Source organism: Bradyrhizobium sp. 14AA (genome assembly GCF_054185205.1).
In genome coordinates, this window is sequence record NZ_JAVAYM010000014.1 from 190,541 (window position 1) to 210,961 (window position 20,421).

Sequence of the window (20,421 nt, forward strand, 5' to 3'; positions counted from 1 at the left end):
AGCTTGGAAAACCAGGCGTACGGGGCCAGGGCAACCCTCGCCCGTGAGAGCGTTCCGCGCGTTAATCCGGTATCAGCCAGATTCCATCGTACAATCTGACGTTACGTCCGATTCAAGCCTGTTCGAGAGACGCATCTCTCGAGGTCGCGAGCGGTTCTCGTGGAAGGAGCGACAGCAACTAGGTTGATGGGGAGGCACTGACGGAAGAGGCCGAGCCGGAAACGCAGCAGTCGCGACGTGCGGCCGCCAATCATTTAAATGAAGCACGCATCTGAATCGGCTGCTGCGTCAGTGCCTGTCCTGCAATGCGGCCATTGCGAGATCAAGGTACTGCATCAGACTGTGGTTCCAGCCGGCCAGGTTGCGCGGCGTGCTCAGTCGCGCAAGAACTTTCAGCATGGTTGAGGCCGCCGGGTCGATCCCCGCAATTTCTGTGATGAGCGCGCGCGCCTTCAGCGCCACGGCAGCGGCCCGCTCGCCGCAAGGGTGCTCGCCACGATCGACACAATCGCGCAACTCATCCCGGATCTTTCGCCAGCGCTCTTCTCGATCAGCGCCGAGCGCGCACGTGCATCGTGGAGTCTGGGGGCGCGCTTCAGCGCGCGAAGCTGCATTCAGAGCAGCAGGCAGCTCATGCATGCTGACTTGCGTGTCAGAGTCCGTCGTCATGTTACGCAAACGATCCCGCAACTGGGTCGTGCGCGTGACCTGAAGTTCAATTTGCTCCAAATGCTTGCGCAGGAGGTCAGTAAGTGACGTCTTGCCTCCCATTGCCGTGCGAATATCATTCAGCGAGAAGCCGAGTTCGCGCAGCGCGCGAATTTGCGACACCCGTTGAATGCTTTCGCGTTCGTACATTCGATGACCGCCATCCGTGCGTTCGGACGCACTGAGCAGACCCGTGTGCTCGTAGTGATGCAGCGTGCGTACCGTTACCCCGGTAGCCTCCGCAAGTTCTCCAATGCGCCAGCGACGCCTTCGTGGTGTAGCTTTGATCATGATGTTCAATTGGCAAGCCTACAACCTGACGTCACGTGAGAATCAAGCTACTTGAATTAGCTGGTTGGGCAGTCGTCCATTCTGGCGCAAGCAGGCTGGCTCTGCTCCGATCGCCGCTCAACCGAGTGGGCAGATGGAAGGGCGTCGAGCAAGAGCATAAGGGACGCCAAGCCGGATTGGCTTGCTGCTGTACGCTCCAAAACAAGTTTGGCGATTGTGATCCGGTTTTCAGGCGTTCGCATAGATGCCGGCAATGACGCGATGGCTTTATCAAAGATCGCGCCGAGGACCGTGAGATCTTCCGGATCGTAGACACCACTATACTGCAGCAATGTTCGGCTCCCTGTTTGTGATCGTTAGCTGGCCGAGGCGCTTGACTGCGCCGTTGGGCGAAAAGACGACAGAGCGGCGCCGTTCAGCGCGGAAGGCGCGATACGCACTCAAGTGACGCGGTTGTGCAACAGCGACGGACTTGCCTTGCCTGAAATCCAGGCAGCGGATGCCAGACGAATCTGAACAATCGAATGCTCTGCGGAATCCCCAGCTGACTCGTGCGCGAAACTGACGGCGAACTGTTCGGGTCAGCGCATCGCGGCGCCTGAACGATCACCGCGAGGGGCCGGCGGTGCGCGGTGATGGCAAGTGAGAAGACCGATGAGAGCGGGTGGTTTGGGGCCCGTCATTGAGGGAGAGCAGGCGCTCGTTTGCGCGAGGGGTGAACGACTTTCGAACTATCATTCCCGTGCCCATGCGGATACCGGAGCGGGATCACCGGCTGATATCTGCGCGGTGGTGAGTTCAGGGGGACACCGGCTGGCGCAGGCGCGAGGCGGCTTTCGCATGATCTGGAACGAGATCAACTTGAACGTCCGTGTAGCCCTTGGCGTGTTCGACATGTGAATCGGCCGCAAATTGCGCTTCGCCAGTCGCACCAACTGATTCGCAATTTCGTCGTCGATCGACATCGATCAGCACTGTCAGAGACCAATGACATGTTGGCTCCATTCCTAGAGACTATCGCAAGCGACACATTCCATGTCGATGAGAACGACGGGACTGCGCGGCTATCACCAAAGTGGGGCGTCGTCAAATTTTCGCGGCGACTGGGTGATGTTGACGCAACACACCTTGGCGCCATCAGCAGCCCGAGTGTGTTGCGTCTCCGCAGCCCTTTGCTCTCGGCTCGGCGTCATGCGCCGGCTCGGATGGCGGGGCGAAACAGTTGAACGCGAAGATGCAACAAGAGAACGTTTGGCTCCTTCTGCCGCCGTTCACTAGCAGGTCGCTTTCAGTTCACATCTGAACTTTGCAATAGTGTTCCATTCACTTGGAAGGCGAATGCTCTACCAAGGCCTTTCGAGTTGCTGCAGTCGCGCGCGCCGAAGGCATGCGCGAAGCCTGCTCCAACAATATTGTCCGCATCCAGATGCTCGCCGGATCGGTATTGTGAAGGGCCGGCCATTGAACGGCCTCTGTGAAAGACGGAATTGGCAGCGGAAGATCGACGATCCGCAGGGGCATCGTCTTTCCGTAATGCCTAGCCAGCAACGAGGGCATCGTGCCAATACGAGCAGTGCCCAGGAGCATGGGTGGAATCATGCTGAAGCTCTGCACGACAACCTCGATGCGTCGCTTGAGACCGTGCTCAATCAAGAACCATTCCTCGATCGAAGGCCTTCGGGTACGCCCGAATTTAGCCGCTACGTGTCCCATCGACATGTATTTCTCGAACGTCAGCTTGCGTGAGAGCTGCTTGTTGCTCCGGCACCCCACGCATACGAGTTTTTCCTCGAACAGCGTCGCTCTTGGATGGGAGCGCGACATGTACATTTCCGGCAAGACAAGGAAGTCAATCTCACCGCGCTGGAGAAGCTCATCGGGGTCGTCGGCGAGGGGCAGAAAGTCGAACGCAACGCCAGGTGCCTCCCGTGCGACTCTCTCCACGATGGCCTGAAAAAACACGACCATGACGAAGTCGGAAACGCCGATCCTGAACCTGCGGTCCGATAGAGCTGGATTAAACGCATCCCGCGAAATAATCGACAGCTGGATGTGCAGCAGGGCTTCGCGAATTGGGCCGGCGAGTCCTTCGGCGCGTGGTGTCGGGACGAGTTCTCGGCCTCTCATCGCGAATAGATCGTCGCGAAAGTAGGAACGCAACCGGCCAACCGCCGCGCTCATGGCCGGCTGGCTCAAGTTGATTCTGCGCGCTGCCGCCGTGAGATTGCGCTCCGTCATCAGAGCGTCGAGCGCGACGAGAAGGTTCAGATCAAGCCCTTTGAAACGCATGGTGGGAAGTATCCAGCCCGTGGATGTCTACCATAGAAACAATCGATTTTACCAATTTGATGCAGTGCGAGATACCAAAAACGTCGGATCGGAGTGAGGCGTACCACAATGATTATTAATCGTTGGACCAGCCCCGAGAGGGATTATCTAGCATCCTCTAAGTATCCACCGCGGCTCATCTCGAACGCGACCCCGCCGTTCCTCGGTCCGCTTACGGATGTCAAGCACGCTGGCGGCGCGTCCAATTGGATCGCGGCTCGAAGGCGATCTGCCCAAAGCGCGGCTGAAATATCCGCCCGATCTCATGCGAATGGCGCCGCGCCTCAATGTCATCTGCATCGTGAACGCGGCTCCTCCGACCGGTGGGCACTGGCCAACGCGCGCCGAGGTGTCCCGTTGGCGCATGAATGCGCCGGCGAGAATGAGTGACGCGCGTGCACAAAGTACCAGATCAGATCTCGAACGTCGCAACGGGGACCACCATGAACATTGCCATATCCAACGATACAGGAGTGTTCTCCACGCACTCCAAAGTCCGGTGGAGGGTGTGCTGGGAAAACGAGTTGCAACTTGCTGAACACATCGAACTGTCCGAGTTCTTTCGTAAGACGTACGGGCCGACCGGTGAATTCAATGCAAAGCCGTTCGAAGGCGGACGAAGCTGGGCCGGCGCGAGGCCCGAGATTCGTGTCATCGGCTACGATGCGCACGGCATCGCAGCTCATATTGGCGCACTGCGCCGCTTCATCAAAGTCGGGGACGTCGACCTGCTCGTGGCTGAGCTAGGATTGTACGGTGTTCGTCCGGATCTGGAGGGGCTGGGGATCACGCACTCAATGCGGGTGATGTATCCGGTGCTGCAGCAGCTCGCGGTCCCGTTTGGCTTTGGTGCAGTACGGCAGGCGTTACAGAAGCATGTGACCAAGCTGGTCGGCCGTCAGGGTCTCGCGACGGTTTTGCCGGGAGTGAGCGTGCGTTCAACGCGCCCGGATATTCATCTCGACTTGCCGCCGACCCGTACCGACGACGACTTGGTGGTTCTGGTCTTCCCAATCGGACGTCCGATAAGCGAATGGCCGGTCGGGACCATGATCGATCGGAACGGGCCAGAGCTGTGACCTGCCCCGGCCGCTTGTCGGAAGCGCGAAGCGAGCACGTTAGCGCCACCGGAGATCGTAACGTTTACCTGACCTTTGACGACGGTCCGGATCCACGTTGGACGGCGTCTATCCTTGATGTTCTTGCCGAGCACGAGGCTCCGGCGACTTTCTTCGTCATCGGGACGTGCGCGGCAGCTCACCCGAAACTGATCCAACGAATAATCGCAGAAGGGCATGAAGTCGGAAACCACACGATGACACATCCCGATCTCTCCCGATGCGAACCAGCTGAGGTGCAACATGAGATTCAGTCGGCGAGCGACGTCATCAGGACGGTTTGTCCCGAGGCGTCACTGCGGCACATACGTGCTCCGTATGGCATCTGGACTGACCAGGTATTCACGATGTCAACCAGAGCTGGACTGGTTCCCTTGCACTGGTCAGTAGACCCGAGAGACTGGTCTCGTCCAGGCGTTCCGGCGATTGTTGACGCAGTGCTGGCGTCGGTCCGGCCCGGTGCTGTTGTGCTCTTGCACGACGGATGTCCTCCCGTCGAGCGCGAACAAGCCATCGATTGCGGTCGCGATCAGACCCTCGAGGCGCTTTCCCGGCTTATTCCGGCATTGGGCGAGCAAGGATTCGCCATCTGCTCACTTCCTCAGTCTCATTGAAAAAGAGCCGCCCCCCATGAATCTGCTTGCCACAACAAGCGTTGTCGCCGTGTCGTCCTATGCCCTGCTGTCCGCCATCTACAGGAGCATGCAGACGCTCAACGCGCTCCGAACACAGATCCCGTCCCCGACTGACGAGGCTTCCGAGACCGGCGCGCTGCCGAGCGTCGATGTGATCGTGCCCTGCTTTAACGAGGACCCGCGTACGCTGGCGGCGTGCCTGGAGTCGATCGCAAGCCAAGACTACGAAGGGCAAGTGCGGGTGTACGTGGTAGATGACGGCTCGGAAAATCGTAGGTACCTGTGGCCTGTACAGGACGCCTACACAGATGATCCGCGGTTCAACTTCATGTGGCTGGGAAAGAATGTTGGCAAGCGCAAGGCACAAATTGCAGCGCTGCGCCGCTCGTCCGGCGATTTGGTTCTCAACGTCGATTCAGATTCGACAATCGCCGTCGACGTGGTGACCAAGCTTGTCCGGAAGATGCAAAATCCAGCGGTTGGCGCTGTTATGGGGCAGCTCACAGCCAGCAATCGAAGCGGCACTTGGCTGACCAGGCTGATAGATATGGAGTACTGGCTGGCCTGTAATGAAGAGCGTTTGGCGGAAGCTCGCTTCGGAGCCGTCTTGTGTTGCTGTGGCCCGTGCGCCATGTATCGCCGATCGGCGCTCGATTTGGTCCTCCACGAGTACGAGACGCAGTATTTTCGAGGAAAGCCAAGCGACTTTGGCGAGGATCGCCATCTCACGATCCTGATGCTCGCGGCCGGATTTCGAACTGAGTACGTTCCTGATGCGATCGCAGCAACCGTCGTTCCGGATAGGCTGGTGCCATATCTGCGTCAACAATTGCGTTGGGCACGGAGTACCTTCCGGGATACAGCGCTTGCGCTACCCCTGCTGCCACGCCTCGACTTCTACATCACGCTGGACATTGCGGGGCAGAACCTCCTTCCGCTTCTGCTCGGCGTTTCAATACTGACCGCGCTTGCGCAAATCGCACTGACGAGCGAGTTGCCGTGGCCGACGGTACTGATCATCGCGTCAATGACCATGGTTCGCTGCAGCTTGGCAGCATTTCGTGCCCGACAGCTTCGCTTTCTCGCTTTCGCTCTACACAAACCGATTAGCATGTTCCTGTTACTTCCTGTGAAGGTATATGCGTTGTGCACATTGAGCAACAGTGACTGGTTGTCGCGCAAGTCCGCCAATATGCCAGATTCAGGTGAAGGTCAGGCCAGCACGCCGAGGCAGAGCGCCAGGTTAGATGCCACAGGCCATTCGGGTATTGCGCCGTCGATGGGCGAAACGGCTACACGTGCACATGCTTTTGACGTTGACGGTACCTGACAGGCCTGGAGGCGACGCGTAACTGTGCGCGTCAAAGAGGTGAGAAGCTCGTGAGCCTAGACAAGAACTATCAGTTGCTAGAGCGAGAAATGGTTGCCGATGATCCGTGGCGTCTGGACGCGAATCCGTTCGAGCGGGAGCGATACACGCAAATGCTTCGGATGTCGCTCTCCCGCCAAAGCATCACAAGTGCGTTGGAGGTCGGTTGCGCTGCCGGCGCATTCACCGAGATGCTCGCGCCTCACTGCAAGCGGCTTACGGTCGTCGACGTCGTGCCGCAGGCCATTAGCCGCGCACGTCACCGGACGGAGAGATGGTCACACATCGGCTGGAAAGTCGCTGACCTCCAACACTTTTCACCACCAGAGCAGTTCGACCTTATTGTTGTAGCAGAAGTCCTCTATTACCTCAGCGACACGCTGGAGATGCGCACGGCGGTCGACAACTTGGTCGGAATGCTCGCGCCAGGCGGGCTTGTGGTGTTCGGATCGGCGCGCGACCACATCTGCCGACGCTGGGGACACGTGGCCGGTGCAGAGACCGTCATCGCCATGTTGAATGAAGCGTTGGTCGAGATCGAGCGTGTCCACTGCCAAGGTGAGTCGGATAACGAAGATTGCTTGATCGCCAGCTTTCGGAGGCCGTCTGCATAAGCAACCCGCTTCGGAGGCTGACAAGTGACTATGTCAGAGTTGCCGTATCGCAGACGGATCGCGGTCGTTGAAGGCGAGATCAGCGAGCTGGTCCGGCCGACAAATTGTAGCAGAAGGAATGGAAAAAATGCTTGGCGGCGTCGAAGCAGCGCCAATCTCAAGGCGAACAATCGCGATGGAGCCGGCGCCGGTCACGCCGGCTGACACGGGGGCCGGGCGCGTATCGAACGTGGCCATCGATTTCACGGCCGTGAAAAAGTCCTATGGCGAGAAGGTGGTCGTCGACCAGCTGACGTTCACGGTGGCATCGGGAGAGTGCTTCGGCCTGTTGGGACCGAACGGCGCGGGCAAGAGCACGATTGCGCGTTTGATTCTCGGGATGTCCACGCCCGAGGCTGGCAAGATAACGGTGCTCGGCGAGAAAGTGCCGGCACGCGCTCGATTGGCGCGCAAGCGCATCGGCGTCGTTCCGCAAGCTGACAATCTTGATCTCGAGTTCACCGTACGCGAAAACCTGCTGGTGTTCGGGCGCTATTTCGGGATGACAGCAAAGGATGTCGAGAAGATCACTCCGTCCCTTCTCGAGTTCGCCCGCCTTGAGAGCAAGGCAGACGCGCGGGTGACCGAACTGTCCGGTGGCATGAAGCGGCGTCTTACGCTGGCGCGGGCGCTCATCAACGATCCGGAGATCCTTATCTTGGATGAGCCGACCACCGGGCTCGATCCGCATGCGCGGCATTTGATTTGGGAGCGGCTGCGCGCGCTGCTGTCGCGCGGCAAGACGATTCTTCTGACGACGCACTTCATGGAGGAGGCGGAGCGATTGTGCGATCGCCTATGCGTCCTCGAGGCAGGACGCAAGATCGCCGAAGGGCCGCCACACACATTGATCGACGAACAGATCGGTTGCCCAGTCATTGAGGTCTACGGTGGCGATCCGAACGAGCTCTGCGGCCTCATCAAGCCGCTCGCTCAACGCACCGAAATCAGCGGCGAGACGCTCTTTTGCTATGCGCCAAATCCAGAGCAGGTGCTCGCGCGGCTGCGTGGGCGGGCCGGTCTTCGTCTGCTTCAGCGGCCACCGAACCTCGAGGACGTCTTCTTACGGTTGACCGGTCGGGAGATGAGGGACTGAATGATGTGGGAGCAGTATGCGGCGGCTCTGCCCGCCAATGCGTGGAACTGGAGCGCCGTATGGCGCCGGAATTATATGGCTTGGCGCAAAGCGGCGCTGGCATCGCTTCTGGGAAACCTCGCTGAGCCCATGAGCGCCTTGTTCGGTCTCGGCTTCGGCCTGGGACTGATGATCGGCCAAGTCGATGGCATTTCATACGTCGCCTTTCTGGCGGCTGGGATGGTCGCGACAAGCGCGATGATTTCGGCGACCTTTGAAACCGTCTATGGGGCCTTCGCTCGGATGAACGCCCAGCGCACCTGGGACGCCATCCTTTGCACGGAGCTCACGCTTGGCGACGTCGTTCTCGGTGAATTGGCGTGGGCAGCGACAAAGGCTGTACTGGCAGGAACGGGAATTACGATTGTAGCCGCCGCGCTGGGCTATGCGGCGTGGCCGTCCATCCCTTATGCGCTGCCAGCTATCGCGCTCACTGGTGTTGCCTTCGCCAGCCTCGCCATGGTTGTGATAGCGCTCGCTCCCAGTTACGACTACTTCGTGTTCTATCAGACCCTCTTTCTCACACCCATGATGTACTTGTGCGGCGCGATCTTTCCCGTTGCTCAACTGCCCATCGCGCTGCAGCGCGTAGCAGAGGCGTTGCCCTTAGCACATTCGATTGACCTCATTCGGCCGGCAATGCTGGACCGGGACGCCAGCAGCGTCGGCCTGCATGTGGGCGTACTTTGCATATACACTTTGGTCGCGTTCGTCGTATCGGCTTTGCTGCTTCGCCGCCGGCTGATGCGTTGAACAAACCATGCCCCACATAGTGTGAATCAGTTCTGCGGAAATTTGCGGGTGTGGAAGCCAGCGGCAAGAATGCTCGTATCTCACCGATATATCCCGCCTTGTGGAACGATAGTATCACGTGCGGGCTGATCTAGCCTCATTGGTTAGGGGCCCAACTGTCTCGACCGAGTCAATCAGGAGCTGTCACAATGTTGAAATCGGAACGATCGCCTGAGCCATTCGTCATCCTCGCGATGCCGAGGAGCGGCACCCACTATCTGGAAGAATTGCTCAATGAACATCCGAACGTGGTGAGCAACGGGGAATTGCTCAATGAGTATGATCCAAATTGGCCCGACAAGACGCGGCTCCTACGTAGCGATCGTGAGCTTCTGGAGTGCGCCTACTTGCGCTATCCAACGCCGAGCGACAAAATCGACGTGACTCATGTTGGCTGCAAGATCAACGAACCGCAGTTTCATGACCGTCCGGGGATGATGGCTGAGCTGGCCGGTTGGCCGCGCCTTAAGGTCATCGTGTGTCGTAGAAATCCGCTGGAATCGCTCCGCTCACTCGTGCAGGCGAGGCAAACCGGTGAATGGCTGAAATACAGCTCTGATAGCGACGACTCGCAACCGCCACTCGTCAGCCTAAGCGTCAGCACCTGCGAAACCTACTTCAAGACCACCGCTGAGTTCCACGATAGGATCAGGCAGTCCTTCGCGTCGACCAACATCCTCGAGCTGGAGTATGAGACGCTTCTTCGCGAGCCGCACCTGTGCTTGGAGTTGGTTTGGGAATTCCTCGGGGTTCGTATGCGGAATGTTTCCGGTCGCGTCAAACTTCAGCGCCAGGAAGTGCGGCCGCTCGACCAAACCGTAGAGGATTTTGATGAGTTGCGTCGCCAATTCAAAGAGGGACCTTACGCCAGGTACTTTGAGGCTGTTGACGCCTGAGGATGGCCTTCTATTCCTCGGCGCCCGCGTTCGAATGCCCCTTGGTGGATTGGGGCAAGAGCAGCGGTATGAACCGCTGGGGTTGCTAGCGAGCGGGCGTCTTGAATTGGCAGGCACTATTGGATGGCCGGATGGGTGCCATCCCTCCTGTTGCTAATAGCTCCGCGAGGATCGGGACGAGCCGCGTGCGGCGGCATTCAACATCGGCAGGACCTTCACTCGCGCGTTCAGCCCAGATCTACGGAACGAAGTTTTGCGCAGCTGTGCGCGAAAAGAGTGAAGGTCATTTGCCGCGGTCCTCGCGTTGCCGCTGTCGGAAAGCCAACGGACTTGATGTCTGGAACTCGCCAAGCAGGTCGTAAACCACGGGGCCTGGCTTCGCAACACGCGTGAATCACTCTGTCGGTAGAGATGGCCCAAATCCTGCACCGAGAAGGTTGAGTGTAACCTGATAGGAGGCGTGTTTGAGGGCCGATCTGCCGAACAAGGATGCGGTCGCCAGACGAATGTCGGTTGACAACGAGGGCAGTTCATTCAAATCGGACAAGGCACGCAGCCGGCGGAGAGACCGAAAGACGCTGCTCCTGACCGGAGCATCGCGTGGGATAGGTTACGCCACCGGAAAGCTGTTTTCGGAAGCAGGCTGGCGGATCATCTCCTGCGCGCGGCAACCGATCGATGCCCGGCGATGTCCTTGGGAGGCCGCATCCGACAATCATGTCCAGCTCGACCTCAGCGAGCATCGGTTGCTGCCGCGCGCTATCACCGAGGTTAAAGAGCGCCTCGCGGGCGCGCCGTTGCACGCCCTGGTCAACAACGCCGCGATGTCACCGAAGACGACGAGCGGCGCACGACTAACATCGTTGGCGACATCGATCGAGACCTGGATGGACGTATTCCATCTCAATTTGGTGGCTCCAATTCTGCTCGCGCAGGGGCTCTTTGGCGAATTGAAAGCCGCGTCTGGATCGATCGTCAACGTAACCTCAATTGCAGGCTCGCGGGTGCACCCCTTCGCCGGCAGTGCCTACGCGACTTCGAAAGCCGCTCTTGCGTGTCTCACGCGCGAGATGGCTCACGACTACGCGCCGCATGGAATTCGTGTGAATGCGATCGCCCCGGGCGAGATCAAGACGGATATTTTGTCACCGGATACGGAAGCACGGGTCGTACCGAACATTCCACTGCGCCGGGTGGGGACCCCTGAAGAGGTCGCTAAGGTCATCTTCTTCCTGTGCTCGGATGACGCCAGTTATATCACCGGCGTCGAAGTGCCGATCAATGGTGGCCAACACCTCTGATCGGCTGAAGATGGACCGATCGGTGCACGACACAAGCTTGTCTCTCTGGCCGACACCTGCGACCGTCAATCGAAACTGCAATGAAGCGACACGTCAAAGAATTCAGGTCTGCAATCTGGCCAGGAGATCCGTTGCCCCGGACGAAGGTGCAACACATTTGCTCGTGCGGTCGCGTTGCCGAAGAGCGCCGTTTGCGATCAGGAGTCGTCAACCCAAAGCTTGCCTGTTCAGATGCAAACTGGCTCCCGTCATTGAACGCAACACCTTGGACTAGCGAAAGACTTCGCTGCAAAGCATCATGGTACCAATGAGCACGATCAAAACCGTCTGTGTCTATTGCGGCTCCGGTCCCGGGACCAATTCCCACTTCATCGAAGGCGCCAAGGCATTCGGCAAGGCGCTCGCCGAGAACAACATCCGCCTGGTCTATGGCGGCGGTTCGCTTGGCCTGATGGGCTCGGTCGCGACCTCCGTGCTGGATCACGGCGGCACCGTCACCGGCATCATTCCTGAATTCCTCCGGAAGCGCGAGAATGCGCTGACCCGCGTGCAGGAGATGATCGTCACCCCCGACATGCACGAGCGCAAGCGGCTGATGTTCGAGCGCTCCGACGCCTTCGTGGCGCTGCCGGGCGGCGTCGGCACGCTGGAGGAACTGGTCGAGCAACTGACCTGGAAGCAGCTCGGCCGTCACGCCAAGCCGGTGCTCCTCGCCAATATCGCCAATTTCTGGGAGCCGCTGTTCTTGCTGCTGTCGCACATGCGCCAGATCGAGTTCATCCGCACCGGCTTTTCCGTCGATATCCTCAAGGCCGATCGCGTCGAGGACATCCTGCCGAAGCTGAAATCGGCGGCGGCCCAGATCGCCGAGGCGGAAAAGCAGCTCGAGCCGGACATCGTGCGGAAGCTCTAAGATTGTTCAGCCGGAAACGTCCCGTTTCGATCCGGTTGCCATCGGGATCGACGACGAAGGCTGCGTAGTAACGCACGCGGTCGTGCGGGCGCAGGCTCGGTGCGTCCTCGGATGCGCCGCCAGCCACAAGCGCGGCAGCGTGGAATGCATCGACCTCGGCGGTTGTCTTCGCCCGCAGGCAGATATGCACGCCGCTCTCCGGTGCTACGTACGGCATCGCCTCGCGCAGATTGATCCAGAACTCCGGATAGGCCTTGCGGAAGCCAGTTGTGCGATGCCGTGTGACCAGGCGCGGGAGCCCGCGGGCAGCGAGCGTGGCGTCGTAAAATCTTGCAGAGCGTTTGAGATAGCTGACGCCGACGGAGATGTGGTCGATCATTGCTAGTGCTCCCCCTCTCTCCTCCTCGTCATTGCGAGCGAAGCGAAGCAATCCGGACTGTTACCGCGGAAAGACTTTTGGATTGCTTCGCTTCGCTCGGTGTTTGTGGTGCCGCCGGTACGTCCGCCGCCGCAGCCTACGCCGGCGCACCGACTTCACACGGTAGCAGGCCGCGTTCACCCAATGTCACTGTAAAGACTTGCCGCTACGGGCATCCGGCGGAGTTTCTCGTAGTGCAAAATTGCGGGCCTAAGGTCCAGTGTTCTTTCAACGCATTTAGGAAACGAAATGTGCCGAGCAGGCTGATCACGTGGTGGCTCTATGCAAAAAGTGATACTGACTATTGCACCTCAAAACTGATGGAACTCGGAAGCCAAATGCTGGCGTATCGCCACCGGATTAGTTTTCGGCGGCGGGTACTTCAGCCGCTCTGCGAGGACGCGCCGTCATTCGTCTTCCCGCCTAGCAGCTTTCCGGTCTTGCGATCTACGAAGTGCAGCTGGGAACAGGCCGGGCAAAACACGCCTTGAAACTGGTGTTCGGCAGCTTCGTCGTCGATTAGCCGATGCTGAACCACAACTCGTGTGATCGGGCAGAGGAAAGTGATGGTGCGCATATCTGCCCCATGCTGCTGGGCTCGGGTGAACAGGAAAACGGCCCGGCAGTGCGTGACCTCGCAACCAGCGCAGGTCCCGGCGTGCCACTCGGGATTAATCCAAACTACGACACCTGAACCGGGGCCGCCTTGTTCTCGCGCAAAACGCCATCACCGATTTTTCAGATCGATGATCAATGCGTCGATGGCACGACTAATGTCTCGCGATCTTCTTCAATCGGAGTGAATCGAACTCCAAAGCTGCGGCATCTCGATGGTGCATAGCACAAACACGGATAGAGGTCGGTCAGGAGCGGCCTTCTGACGAAATGTGCTTCAGGAGCTGCAAGCGCTGCGCAAGCTTCCGAGAAAAGTCGGGTTGGACATCGCGTGCGCTCGCTGCCAGCTCCAGCGACAGGCTGCATGAACACGGTCGCCGCCCGTAGGCGCTAAATGAGTCCGGATGACGGTCATACGGGAACTTGCGCCCTTGGCGTTAGAGAGCGCAAGCAGGCGCTGCTGCATGATCGTTCAGGAGAGTTGCGCTCTCGGCAGTTTCCGTATGCGGCCCGGGCCGACCAACCGCATCGACGCAGCTGGCGGCCTTGGTCGCGCCCATGGCGGGACGAGCTTGGCTCGATCGCGTCTAGCTGCGAATCGTACTGACAACGGCATTGCGACCAGCACGAGGCAGTCCTGGAACCAACGATTGCTTGTGAAACGCACATAGCTTTTCGGCCCTGAAGAGGGCGTGTCGCTGAACTCGAAACCTGGCTGATATCTCGATCCATCGAGGATGCTTGCTCGTGCAAGTCGCTCGGGAGCGCCGGAGCCGGTGAGTGGCATGGCGCTCACGAGAACGTGGCGAAGAGCAAGAGAGCGCCCCAAAGCACCAAGCTGAGGAGAAGTGCCGCGAGCGGCCACCGAGTCCAGGTCCTCAGGGGTTGGGAGGCATCAGGAGATAAATAGCCATCGCCCTCGTTCAGGTGTAGTTTTGGTGTGCGCCAGTGCATCATTCATCTCCTATTTCGTGTGCTTCAATTGTCGACGAGGGGCCGATCTCGTCGACCAGAACGATCGCGCCCGCCACCGAGCGGTCACGATCTTGGTGTGGACAAGCTCCGATCATCAGCCGTCACATGCCGCCGGGAAATCTCTTGCGGCGCAGCGCCTGGTTCCCGGGCTCGATTGTTGCCCGAGAGTGCCGCGATAAATGTCTTCCGCGGCTCGTTCCCGCTCCTCAGCGGCCGAGGTCGCGCGCAGCCAGACGATCAGGCTTTTGCAGCACGAGTCAGGAAGTGAGCTCGGCTCATGTCGAGAAACTCGAAACATCACGGAACGGTCTCGTCATAGCTGAACTCCGCTGTCGACCTAGATGATGTTCTAGCTGGACATCCTGCGGCTCGTTGCCAGATCAATGTAGGATGGCTTTGACTGCTTCGAAGACCTCTGACAGCTTTGCATCAAGGAGACGCTCTACCTTGGTCCGATCCAGTTCCGTTCGTCGGAATCGCCCAGCGGACAACCTCGGCTTGCATCGCCAGCGCGCCATTTAAGGTCGAAGTAACGGTCGGTTCGGCGGTCCATGGTGGATCAGGTTCCTCTCTGTGAATCGTCTACAGCGCCAAGGCTGGTCAAGCCGGCGAGGGGTCATAGTCAGCGTAGCTGACCGCCAGCTGACGGACTTGAGGGTCTATGCGAGCGCGAGCCGCCTTTAAGGGCACGCGTTGGCTCGCCGCGATGGCGGGCCTCCAGCACGCCAAGGCGATCTTGGCGACCAGCGGCCAGGATTGGGCCGGAGGCCAGACGACCGGCTTCGCACATTCCCAATCTGACATTTTTTCATAAGCGCTGATCGAGCGTACGAACCGCGGGTGCTGCACAACCGAAAACAGGACGCGCCGTGTCGGAGAGTATGGAAGCTCGTCGTAGGGATTCAACGCGGCGGCCGAAAAAGCTCAACCTGAGTGCTCCAGACTTTGCCATCGCAGCTTGCCGCGTTGACGCATCACGGTCGGCGCGTACGCCGTCAGCGCCGGCGCGTCGCCCGCGAGCAGGGCGAATGCTTTCTGACGGTGCTGAATTTGCGCAGATAGTCAGAACGCCTTCGACTTGGAAAAGGTCGTTTGCGCCGCGGTCCAAACGCGAGGGCGGCCGGCGCTCGTCTGCTCGCCTTCAAACCCCAGCTTGAGCCGATCCAACTGAGCGCAAATGCACCGCCTCCTGAATGATCTGATCCTGACACCGCTGCTGGCGAAGTGCGGATGACTGATGGCCATTATGAATGTCACGCGGTTTGCATCGGCGCATTTCCTGCCCAAACGACCGTGCCCTATCCATCAGGTCAGCAAGGAAATGGCTGTTCCGCACCATCCCTCTTGTCACTTCGGGGCTCCATATTTCACGCAAATGGTGCAAAAGTTACGGATTTCATGGAAAATTACGCCTTTTCATGCCAAGCTGTGCTCAACACCAAGTTCGCTACGTCCGCCTTCATCGCTATCTGATCGATTACGTTCTGGCGGAACGCGGCTTCAATCCGCCGGGCATGATGTTTCCGGTCTCCGCGGCCATTTTGGATAACATCAACGCTTATCAGCGGAGTCTTGAAAGCTATTCTGTCCGCCTGCTCCCCTTCATCAAATGGAAGGCGACGGGCGAACGGAGTGTTCGCGTCCTCAACGAGACGGCAGATTTCTAACGCTTCTTCGATGCCACTGCCACGCCTCACGCCGAATTTCTCTATGAATGGCGTGGCAAGGACAATCGATACAGATATTCCGGCGGAGACGAGATATCTGGTATCTTAGGATACGTTCAGGCGTAGCGTGACGGAGATCGTCGACATGCGGGGCGGCACTGTCGATCTATTATTTCGCTTCTCCACCAGAACGAGGGTGTTCTGTCGATACGTGGCCGGGAAAAGGAATTTGCCAACTGACCGACAACGAGGCCGCCGAGATCGAGGTGAGCTAGGAATTCGTTTCCTGAGTGACTGCATCCGAGTGCAGGCGCACACCGAGATGATTCAGCGCCGCGCGACCAGGTCCCAGTACCACATCGCTCCTATCGCATGCGAGTCACACTTGACGGCGCTACTATGGCGCGCCCCCGAACATCGGGCCGCCATTGTGTCCGGAAAACCCTTCAGTATTTCAATTGTAGTTGACTGAATAGAAGGCAGCACTTTTGCAGATATCAGGACGGAAGTGAACTCGCAAAAGCGGTTTATAAATCGCACGAAATGCGACGCGTCGCAACATTGCTAATTTGATCTTTCGTGCTAGAAGCCCCGCTCAACAACGAGTGGAGATTTCCAATGGCGAAGAAAGTGAAGAAGGTAGTCCGCCGCGAGTACACGAAGGCGGATGTCAAAGAACTTCGCGCGCACTCCAAGGCTAGGGTGCCCGTAGCGAAGATCGCGAAGTCTATGAAAAGGACGGAAGGTTCTCTCCGTCAAAAGGCAATCAAGCTCGGCATCTCTCTAGGGCATCGCCGGTAAGAGAGAGGGGATCAGCTTTGTGCTTCTGTCCCGACGCCACCAGTATTCGCAGGCCCCGAGTTTCCTTCAGAGGTGACCTGTCCGCGCGAGCGTTACGAAGTTTGAAATAAAATGAGGTTCGCTCTGCGATCATCACTCGTCTGCGAGATCCAAGAGGGATTGGCTCTGATTGCTGCGCTGACTGCTGCATCGGCCAATTTCAAACATTGACCTGCATACCGAATAGGGCATGCGCCGTCCACCTGTGACGCGTGAGCGAATGCTGGAAACAAAGATCGTTGTGTTTTTGCTTCCGATAGGTTTTAAACCGGTCGACTTCATCACCTCAGTGAATGAAAGCAATTTCGTGTAGTTTTGCCGTGCTCGAACAAGAGCAAAAGAGCCGGCGATACGTCACGCACTGTATCGTTCCGCGCTACAAAGGAATTCATCGTGGCCAAGATGACCAAGAACCAGCTCATTGACGCAATTGCGCAAGGAACGCAAGTTTCCAAAAGTGACGTAAAGGCCGTCATCGAGCAGTTGGCGACCGTCGGCTACAAGGAGTTGAACGAGTCTGGCGAGTTCGTCATCCCTGGCTTCGTCAAGATGTCGGTCGTGAGCAAGCCTGCCACTGAAGCCCGCAGCGGAATCAATCCTTTCACGAAGGAGCCGATGGAATTCGCAGCCAAGCCAGCCAGCAAGTCGGTCAAGGCGTCGCCGCTCAAGGTTGCTAAAGACGCAGTCGCGACATCATGAGGTCAGCTGCCGTGGATCGCGCTACGTGGCGTTGGTGCGAGGACGGATGGCGGACCGAGGTTGCCACTGCCGGCGTAGGCATGCCGTAAGAAGCTCATCGGCCAACAGCTGGTTGTCAGCCGAGCGAGTGCTGACCCGCCTGACAGGGAGCCGCCAGTTGGGAAACGCAGTCCGGGACGACGGTCACGACCAGACGTGCGGATCGTTGGCGAAGACGAAGCGGATCTCGCTCGTCTTGCCGCCAGTCGAGGCGCTGGCGAGGCATGGCCGTCGGCGGCAGACGTCAAAATCGTCGCGATCGATAACGCAAAAGTAAAAAGCAAACCCTAATGGACGCCGCGGCGCGCGAATTGGTGCGATCCGAACGTTGCTTTCACCGAGCCCGAGGAAAGACGCCATTCATTCCGGCGATGCGACGATCGTGGCCTTTGCGCTTCCGGCCGTAGTACTGCGCCGAAACGAACTAAGCCGGACAATGGCCGCGGCCTTGGTGTGGCGGATGGAGTCGTAGCCGTTGTGACACTGCTGCCTACGACATGCCGATGATGATGGTTGTCATGACAGCGCTGTCGGCGTCGGATCGGCAGCTGCATCATCATTTGGGGTAATCGGCGGCAACCGGCAGCCGCCTGGATCCCGCGAACTCATACGGACGTTGATGATCGGCGCCGATCGGCCGGCGGTTCTTGACGTCTTGAGCCAACGGCCTGTCATCGGCAGCAATGCCGTGGGAAGGACTCGGCACTGCGCGGAACGGACGTGGTCTGCGCCCCAGTCGGTGAGTTGCTTCGGTATGGCTACTCGGACTATGCAGGTATCGTCGAGGGGCCGTTGCACCTTGCGATCGCGAGGCGTAGTTTGGGTTTCGGCCAGTCCTATTTATACCAGCATAGCCCGCCCATTATTCCAGTTTATGGACATTCAGGTGGTCATTCTTGCTCGGATGCGCAGGGTTGTTGACAAGATCTGCGAGTATGTGTCCCGGTACGACACCGGCGGCCGGACCAATGTCGCCTCAAAAGTCCTGGGAGCAACCACCGGGGGAGAGACGTCGACCGACTGTGTACGGCAGGTTCGCCGCGAAGCGCTCTCGAAGGCGCCGACGATGTGGCGATAGTCACAAGAGGGTGCCGCGTGAACTTCCAGGTCACGGTTCTTAAGATCCTGGTGAGCTATCGGGATGGGTTTGCCGTGATGGCGGACTTGAAGCGCGACATGGCGATCCTGGCGACCAGCGGTAGCGATTGGGCCGAACGCACCCGACGTCTGGGTTCGCTTGTGCCCGACCTTGACATCTTTTCGCAAGCCTTGATTGAACGTATCAACGGCGGGTGGCGCATAACGGAAAAGGGACGCGCCGTCTTGGAGTTCATGGAAGCGCGCCCCAGGCGTCCGGAGCCCGCAAAAGGTCCGCCCGAGTGCTCCATCCCCGCGGCCCCGCTGCCGGTGCTCGCGCGCTCAGGTCGGCACGGGCGGCGGCAGCGCCGCCGCTCCGACCACGCGCGAAGAAGCGCAAACGCTTCCTGATCCGCTCGCACAAAAGGGACATTCGGCCGGACCGCAGGTTCACAGGATCAAGGCAGGCGTCAGCCCGCGCCGATAATCCGGTCTACTCGCATGGTCCCGTTAGTTTCGAGGGCGTGCTCTAGAGGCTTGATTGGACAACACTCCATCGCAGGGGGAGAAAAAGAGGACCACGATCAGGAAACTCGCGCGATTTGCACTACCATTGAAGCGCGGCCGTGAAAATGCGCCCAGAAAAACGCAGCTGGTCTTCTCGGATTACACAACCGGGACAATCCACAAATCTGCTGGGTTAAAGACGAACGGCTCTCGTGTTTGCGCTAGATCAATTCAACCTGCCCGGGAACCGATACTGTTTTGCACATGCCAAAACCGCTCGCCGACTGAGCTGTTGCGGCTGCGTAGCTTGGGAGGTCCGGACACCTCCTCGCCACGCTCCTCGCGAAAGGGTGGGAGAAGTGCAAGATCCAGTCAGAAACCAAAACTGCCGTCCTCAAATCTTCCTTGTTGATGAGACGAGCGCGCGCATGACCGCAGCAGCGCAAGTGGCCTCAACTGACGCATGGCTTGAGGCATGGCTTGCCCGCTTCCTGCAGGTCCTCAGACAACTTGGAAAGCGAGGCTCCGCCTAACGCAAACCGGTCCGAATTCTCAGAGAGACAGAAGCACGTTGTAGCGCAATACGCGCTGGTTGCGCCAAACCTTCGGTTCTAAGGTACATTGACCGGTGGCATGGATGCGGTTGGGCGCGGCACGAAACCAATCTGATGCTGGCTGCGCGCCGCCAGCATAATCACAAAGGTCACAAAGAGGATTAGCAGGCCGCGCATCTAAAAAAGGCTCCAATATCGGTAGCCGATATATGAATTCGTTGACGTGAGTGCCATAGCGGCGCTCCTGCGCGCGTAGGCCGTCGCCATCGACACGGCCGTACCGGCTAGGAGGCCGATATCATCGGCCTGGGGCTCTCGAACACCATGGGAAAAATCGACGCTCGCAAGCTTTCGAGCGCGCACTCTTCCTCCGACAGGCGTCTGCAGACGTACTGCCGGTCGTGTTCGGTGAGCTTGGTCTTCAGCAGTCTTCGGTGGCGCTGGATGGCGCTCAGATGTGTGCGCATGCGCGCCAAATTGTCGTCCATCATGGCCGTCATCCTTCCAATGCTCGTTGATGATGCTTTCGCTTGCCTGATCGGCCTGAGCTTCCGATCAATTCAAGAAGGTCAGTCGGCTCAAGCGAAGCAGCCGAGAGCGAGAGCGCTTGGTTTCGCGCTCGACAACTAGTTGAGATCCAATTCCGTGCTCAGCCGGTCTGAAATGTGTCCCGGACCCATGCCGCTTGATCCAGTCCCGTTCAACCGCCAATGTCAGGCCCGTTTGGAAAACGCCGCCGGTGCGGCTGGCATCGCAAAGGAACTGGCCGTTGGTTGGGCTCGATGCCGCCGGCGATCGCTTGCGTGCCGCGGCTCTCCGGATCGGCGAACGGGTGGCCTGCACCGACATCCAGCTTCGCCCGGACCTGAAAAGATCGATGCGGGCGGCGCG

At 58.9% G+C, this 20,421-nt stretch carries 17 protein-coding genes and 1 pseudogene; 12 read left to right on the forward strand and 6 right to left on the reverse strand.

Annotated elements, in window-relative coordinates; genetic code table 11:
• Positions 1–288: 288 nt before the first annotated feature.
• The 3 genes from RAD15_RS24820 to RAD15_RS24830 all read right to left on the reverse strand — a co-directional run bounded on the left by RAD15_RS24820 (position 289) and on the right by RAD15_RS24830 (position 3,288).
• Entirely contained in the window at positions 289–999 is a 711-nt protein-coding gene (locus tag RAD15_RS24820; protein WP_458180842.1) for a MerR family transcriptional regulator, read from the reverse strand.
• A gap of 798 nt (positions 1,000–1,797) precedes the next feature.
• Positions 1,798–1,974, reverse strand: a complete 177-nt coding sequence (locus RAD15_RS24825) for a hypothetical protein (RefSeq protein WP_375849101.1) — start codon at positions 1,972–1,974, stop codon at positions 1,798–1,800.
• 348 nt (positions 1,975–2,322) lie between these two features.
• The gene (locus RAD15_RS24830) at positions 2,323–3,288 is read right to left on the reverse strand and encodes a LysR family transcriptional regulator (RefSeq protein WP_458180816.1); all 966 of its coding nucleotides are present in this window, start codon (positions 3,286–3,288) and stop codon (positions 2,323–2,325) included.
• 482 nt (positions 3,289–3,770) lie between these two features.
• On the opposite strand from RAD15_RS24830, the gene RAD15_RS24835 reads away from it, so the two are divergent.
• The 9 genes from RAD15_RS24835 (at position 3,771) to RAD15_RS24875 (ending at position 12,139) form a co-directional block, all read left to right on the forward strand.
• The gene (locus RAD15_RS24835) at positions 3,771–4,406 is read left to right on the forward strand and encodes a NodA family N-acyltransferase (protein WP_049823391.1); all 636 of its coding nucleotides are present in this window, start codon (positions 3,771–3,773) and stop codon (positions 4,404–4,406) included.
• Positions 4,361–5,059 carry a chitooligosaccharide deacetylase NodB gene (gene nodB / locus RAD15_RS24840; protein WP_270163074.1) on the forward strand — a complete coding sequence of 233 codons (699 nt, stop codon included), beginning with the start codon at positions 4,361–4,363 and terminating at the stop codon, positions 5,057–5,059. Before RAD15_RS24835 ends, nodB begins: the two co-directional genes overlap by 46 nt.
• A 16-nt stretch (positions 5,060–5,075) precedes the next feature.
• On the forward strand, positions 5,076–6,410 hold the full coding sequence (nodC, locus tag RAD15_RS24845; protein ID WP_458180817.1) for a chitooligosaccharide synthase NodC: 1,335 nt from the start codon (positions 5,076–5,078) through the stop codon (positions 6,408–6,410).
• 50 nt (positions 6,411–6,460) lie between these two features.
• On the forward strand, positions 6,461–7,063 hold the full coding sequence (gene nodS, locus RAD15_RS24850) for a nodulation methyltransferase NodS (RefSeq protein ID WP_458180818.1): 603 nt from the start codon (positions 6,461–6,463) through the stop codon (positions 7,061–7,063).
• A 175-nt stretch (positions 7,064–7,238) separates the two neighbouring features.
• A complete protein-coding gene (nodI, locus tag RAD15_RS24855) occupies positions 7,239–8,198 on the forward strand; it encodes a nodulation factor ABC transporter ATP-binding protein NodI (protein WP_458180843.1) in 960 nt (319 codons plus the stop codon).
• A 3-nt stretch (positions 8,199–8,201) separates the two neighbouring features.
• Complete coding sequence (locus RAD15_RS24860; protein WP_458180844.1) at positions 8,202–8,990, forward strand: ABC transporter permease; 789 nt, start codon at positions 8,202–8,204, stop codon at positions 8,988–8,990.
• A 188-nt stretch (positions 8,991–9,178) separates the two neighbouring features.
• A complete protein-coding gene (locus RAD15_RS24865) occupies positions 9,179–9,925 on the forward strand; it encodes a sulfotransferase (RefSeq protein WP_458180819.1) in 747 nt (248 codons plus the stop codon).
• Between the two features lie 506 nt (positions 9,926–10,431).
• Complete coding sequence (locus RAD15_RS24870) at positions 10,432–11,226, forward strand: SDR family NAD(P)-dependent oxidoreductase (protein ID WP_458180845.1); 795 nt, start codon at positions 10,432–10,434, stop codon at positions 11,224–11,226.
• Positions 11,227–11,533: 307 nt separating this feature from the next.
• Positions 11,534–12,139 (forward strand): LOG family protein, encoded by a 606-nt coding sequence (locus RAD15_RS24875; RefSeq protein WP_458180820.1) that lies wholly within the window; start codon positions 11,534–11,536, stop codon positions 12,137–12,139.
• Here RAD15_RS24875 and RAD15_RS24880 read toward each other — a convergent pair.
• Positions 12,136–12,518, reverse strand: a pseudogene (locus RAD15_RS24880) (VOC family protein). The gene RAD15_RS24875 and the pseudogene RAD15_RS24880 sit on opposite strands and share 4 nt — an antisense overlap.
• A 2,879-nt stretch (positions 12,519–15,397) precedes the next feature.
• On the opposite strand from RAD15_RS24880, the gene RAD15_RS24885 reads away from it, so the two are divergent.
• Both RAD15_RS24885 and RAD15_RS24890 read left to right on the forward strand, forming a co-directional pair.
• Positions 15,398–15,814 (forward strand): hypothetical protein, encoded by a 417-nt coding sequence (locus RAD15_RS24885; protein WP_458180821.1) that lies wholly within the window; start codon positions 15,398–15,400, stop codon positions 15,812–15,814.
• A 1,233-nt stretch (positions 15,815–17,047) separates the two neighbouring features.
• The gene (locus RAD15_RS24890) at positions 17,048–17,353 is read left to right on the forward strand and encodes an HU family DNA-binding protein (RefSeq protein ID WP_458180822.1); all 306 of its coding nucleotides are present in this window, start codon (positions 17,048–17,050) and stop codon (positions 17,351–17,353) included.
• Between the two features lie 183 nt (positions 17,354–17,536).
• Here RAD15_RS24890 and RAD15_RS24895 read toward each other — a convergent pair whose 3' ends face one another.
• The gene (locus tag RAD15_RS24895; protein ID WP_458180823.1) at positions 17,537–17,752 is read right to left on the reverse strand and encodes a hypothetical protein; all 216 of its coding nucleotides are present in this window, start codon (positions 17,750–17,752) and stop codon (positions 17,537–17,539) included.
• A gap of 735 nt (positions 17,753–18,487) precedes the next feature.
• On the opposite strand from RAD15_RS24895, the gene RAD15_RS24900 reads away from it, so the two are divergent.
• Positions 18,488–18,880: a hypothetical protein gene (locus RAD15_RS24900; RefSeq protein WP_458180824.1), complete on the forward strand. Its 393-nt coding sequence runs from the start codon at positions 18,488–18,490 to the stop codon at positions 18,878–18,880.
• Between the two features lie 934 nt (positions 18,881–19,814).
• Here RAD15_RS24900 and RAD15_RS24905 read toward each other — a convergent pair.
• Entirely contained in the window at positions 19,815–20,021 is a 207-nt protein-coding gene (locus tag RAD15_RS24905) for a hypothetical protein (RefSeq protein ID WP_027544430.1), read from the reverse strand.
• Between the last annotated feature and the right edge of the window lie 400 nt (positions 20,022–20,421).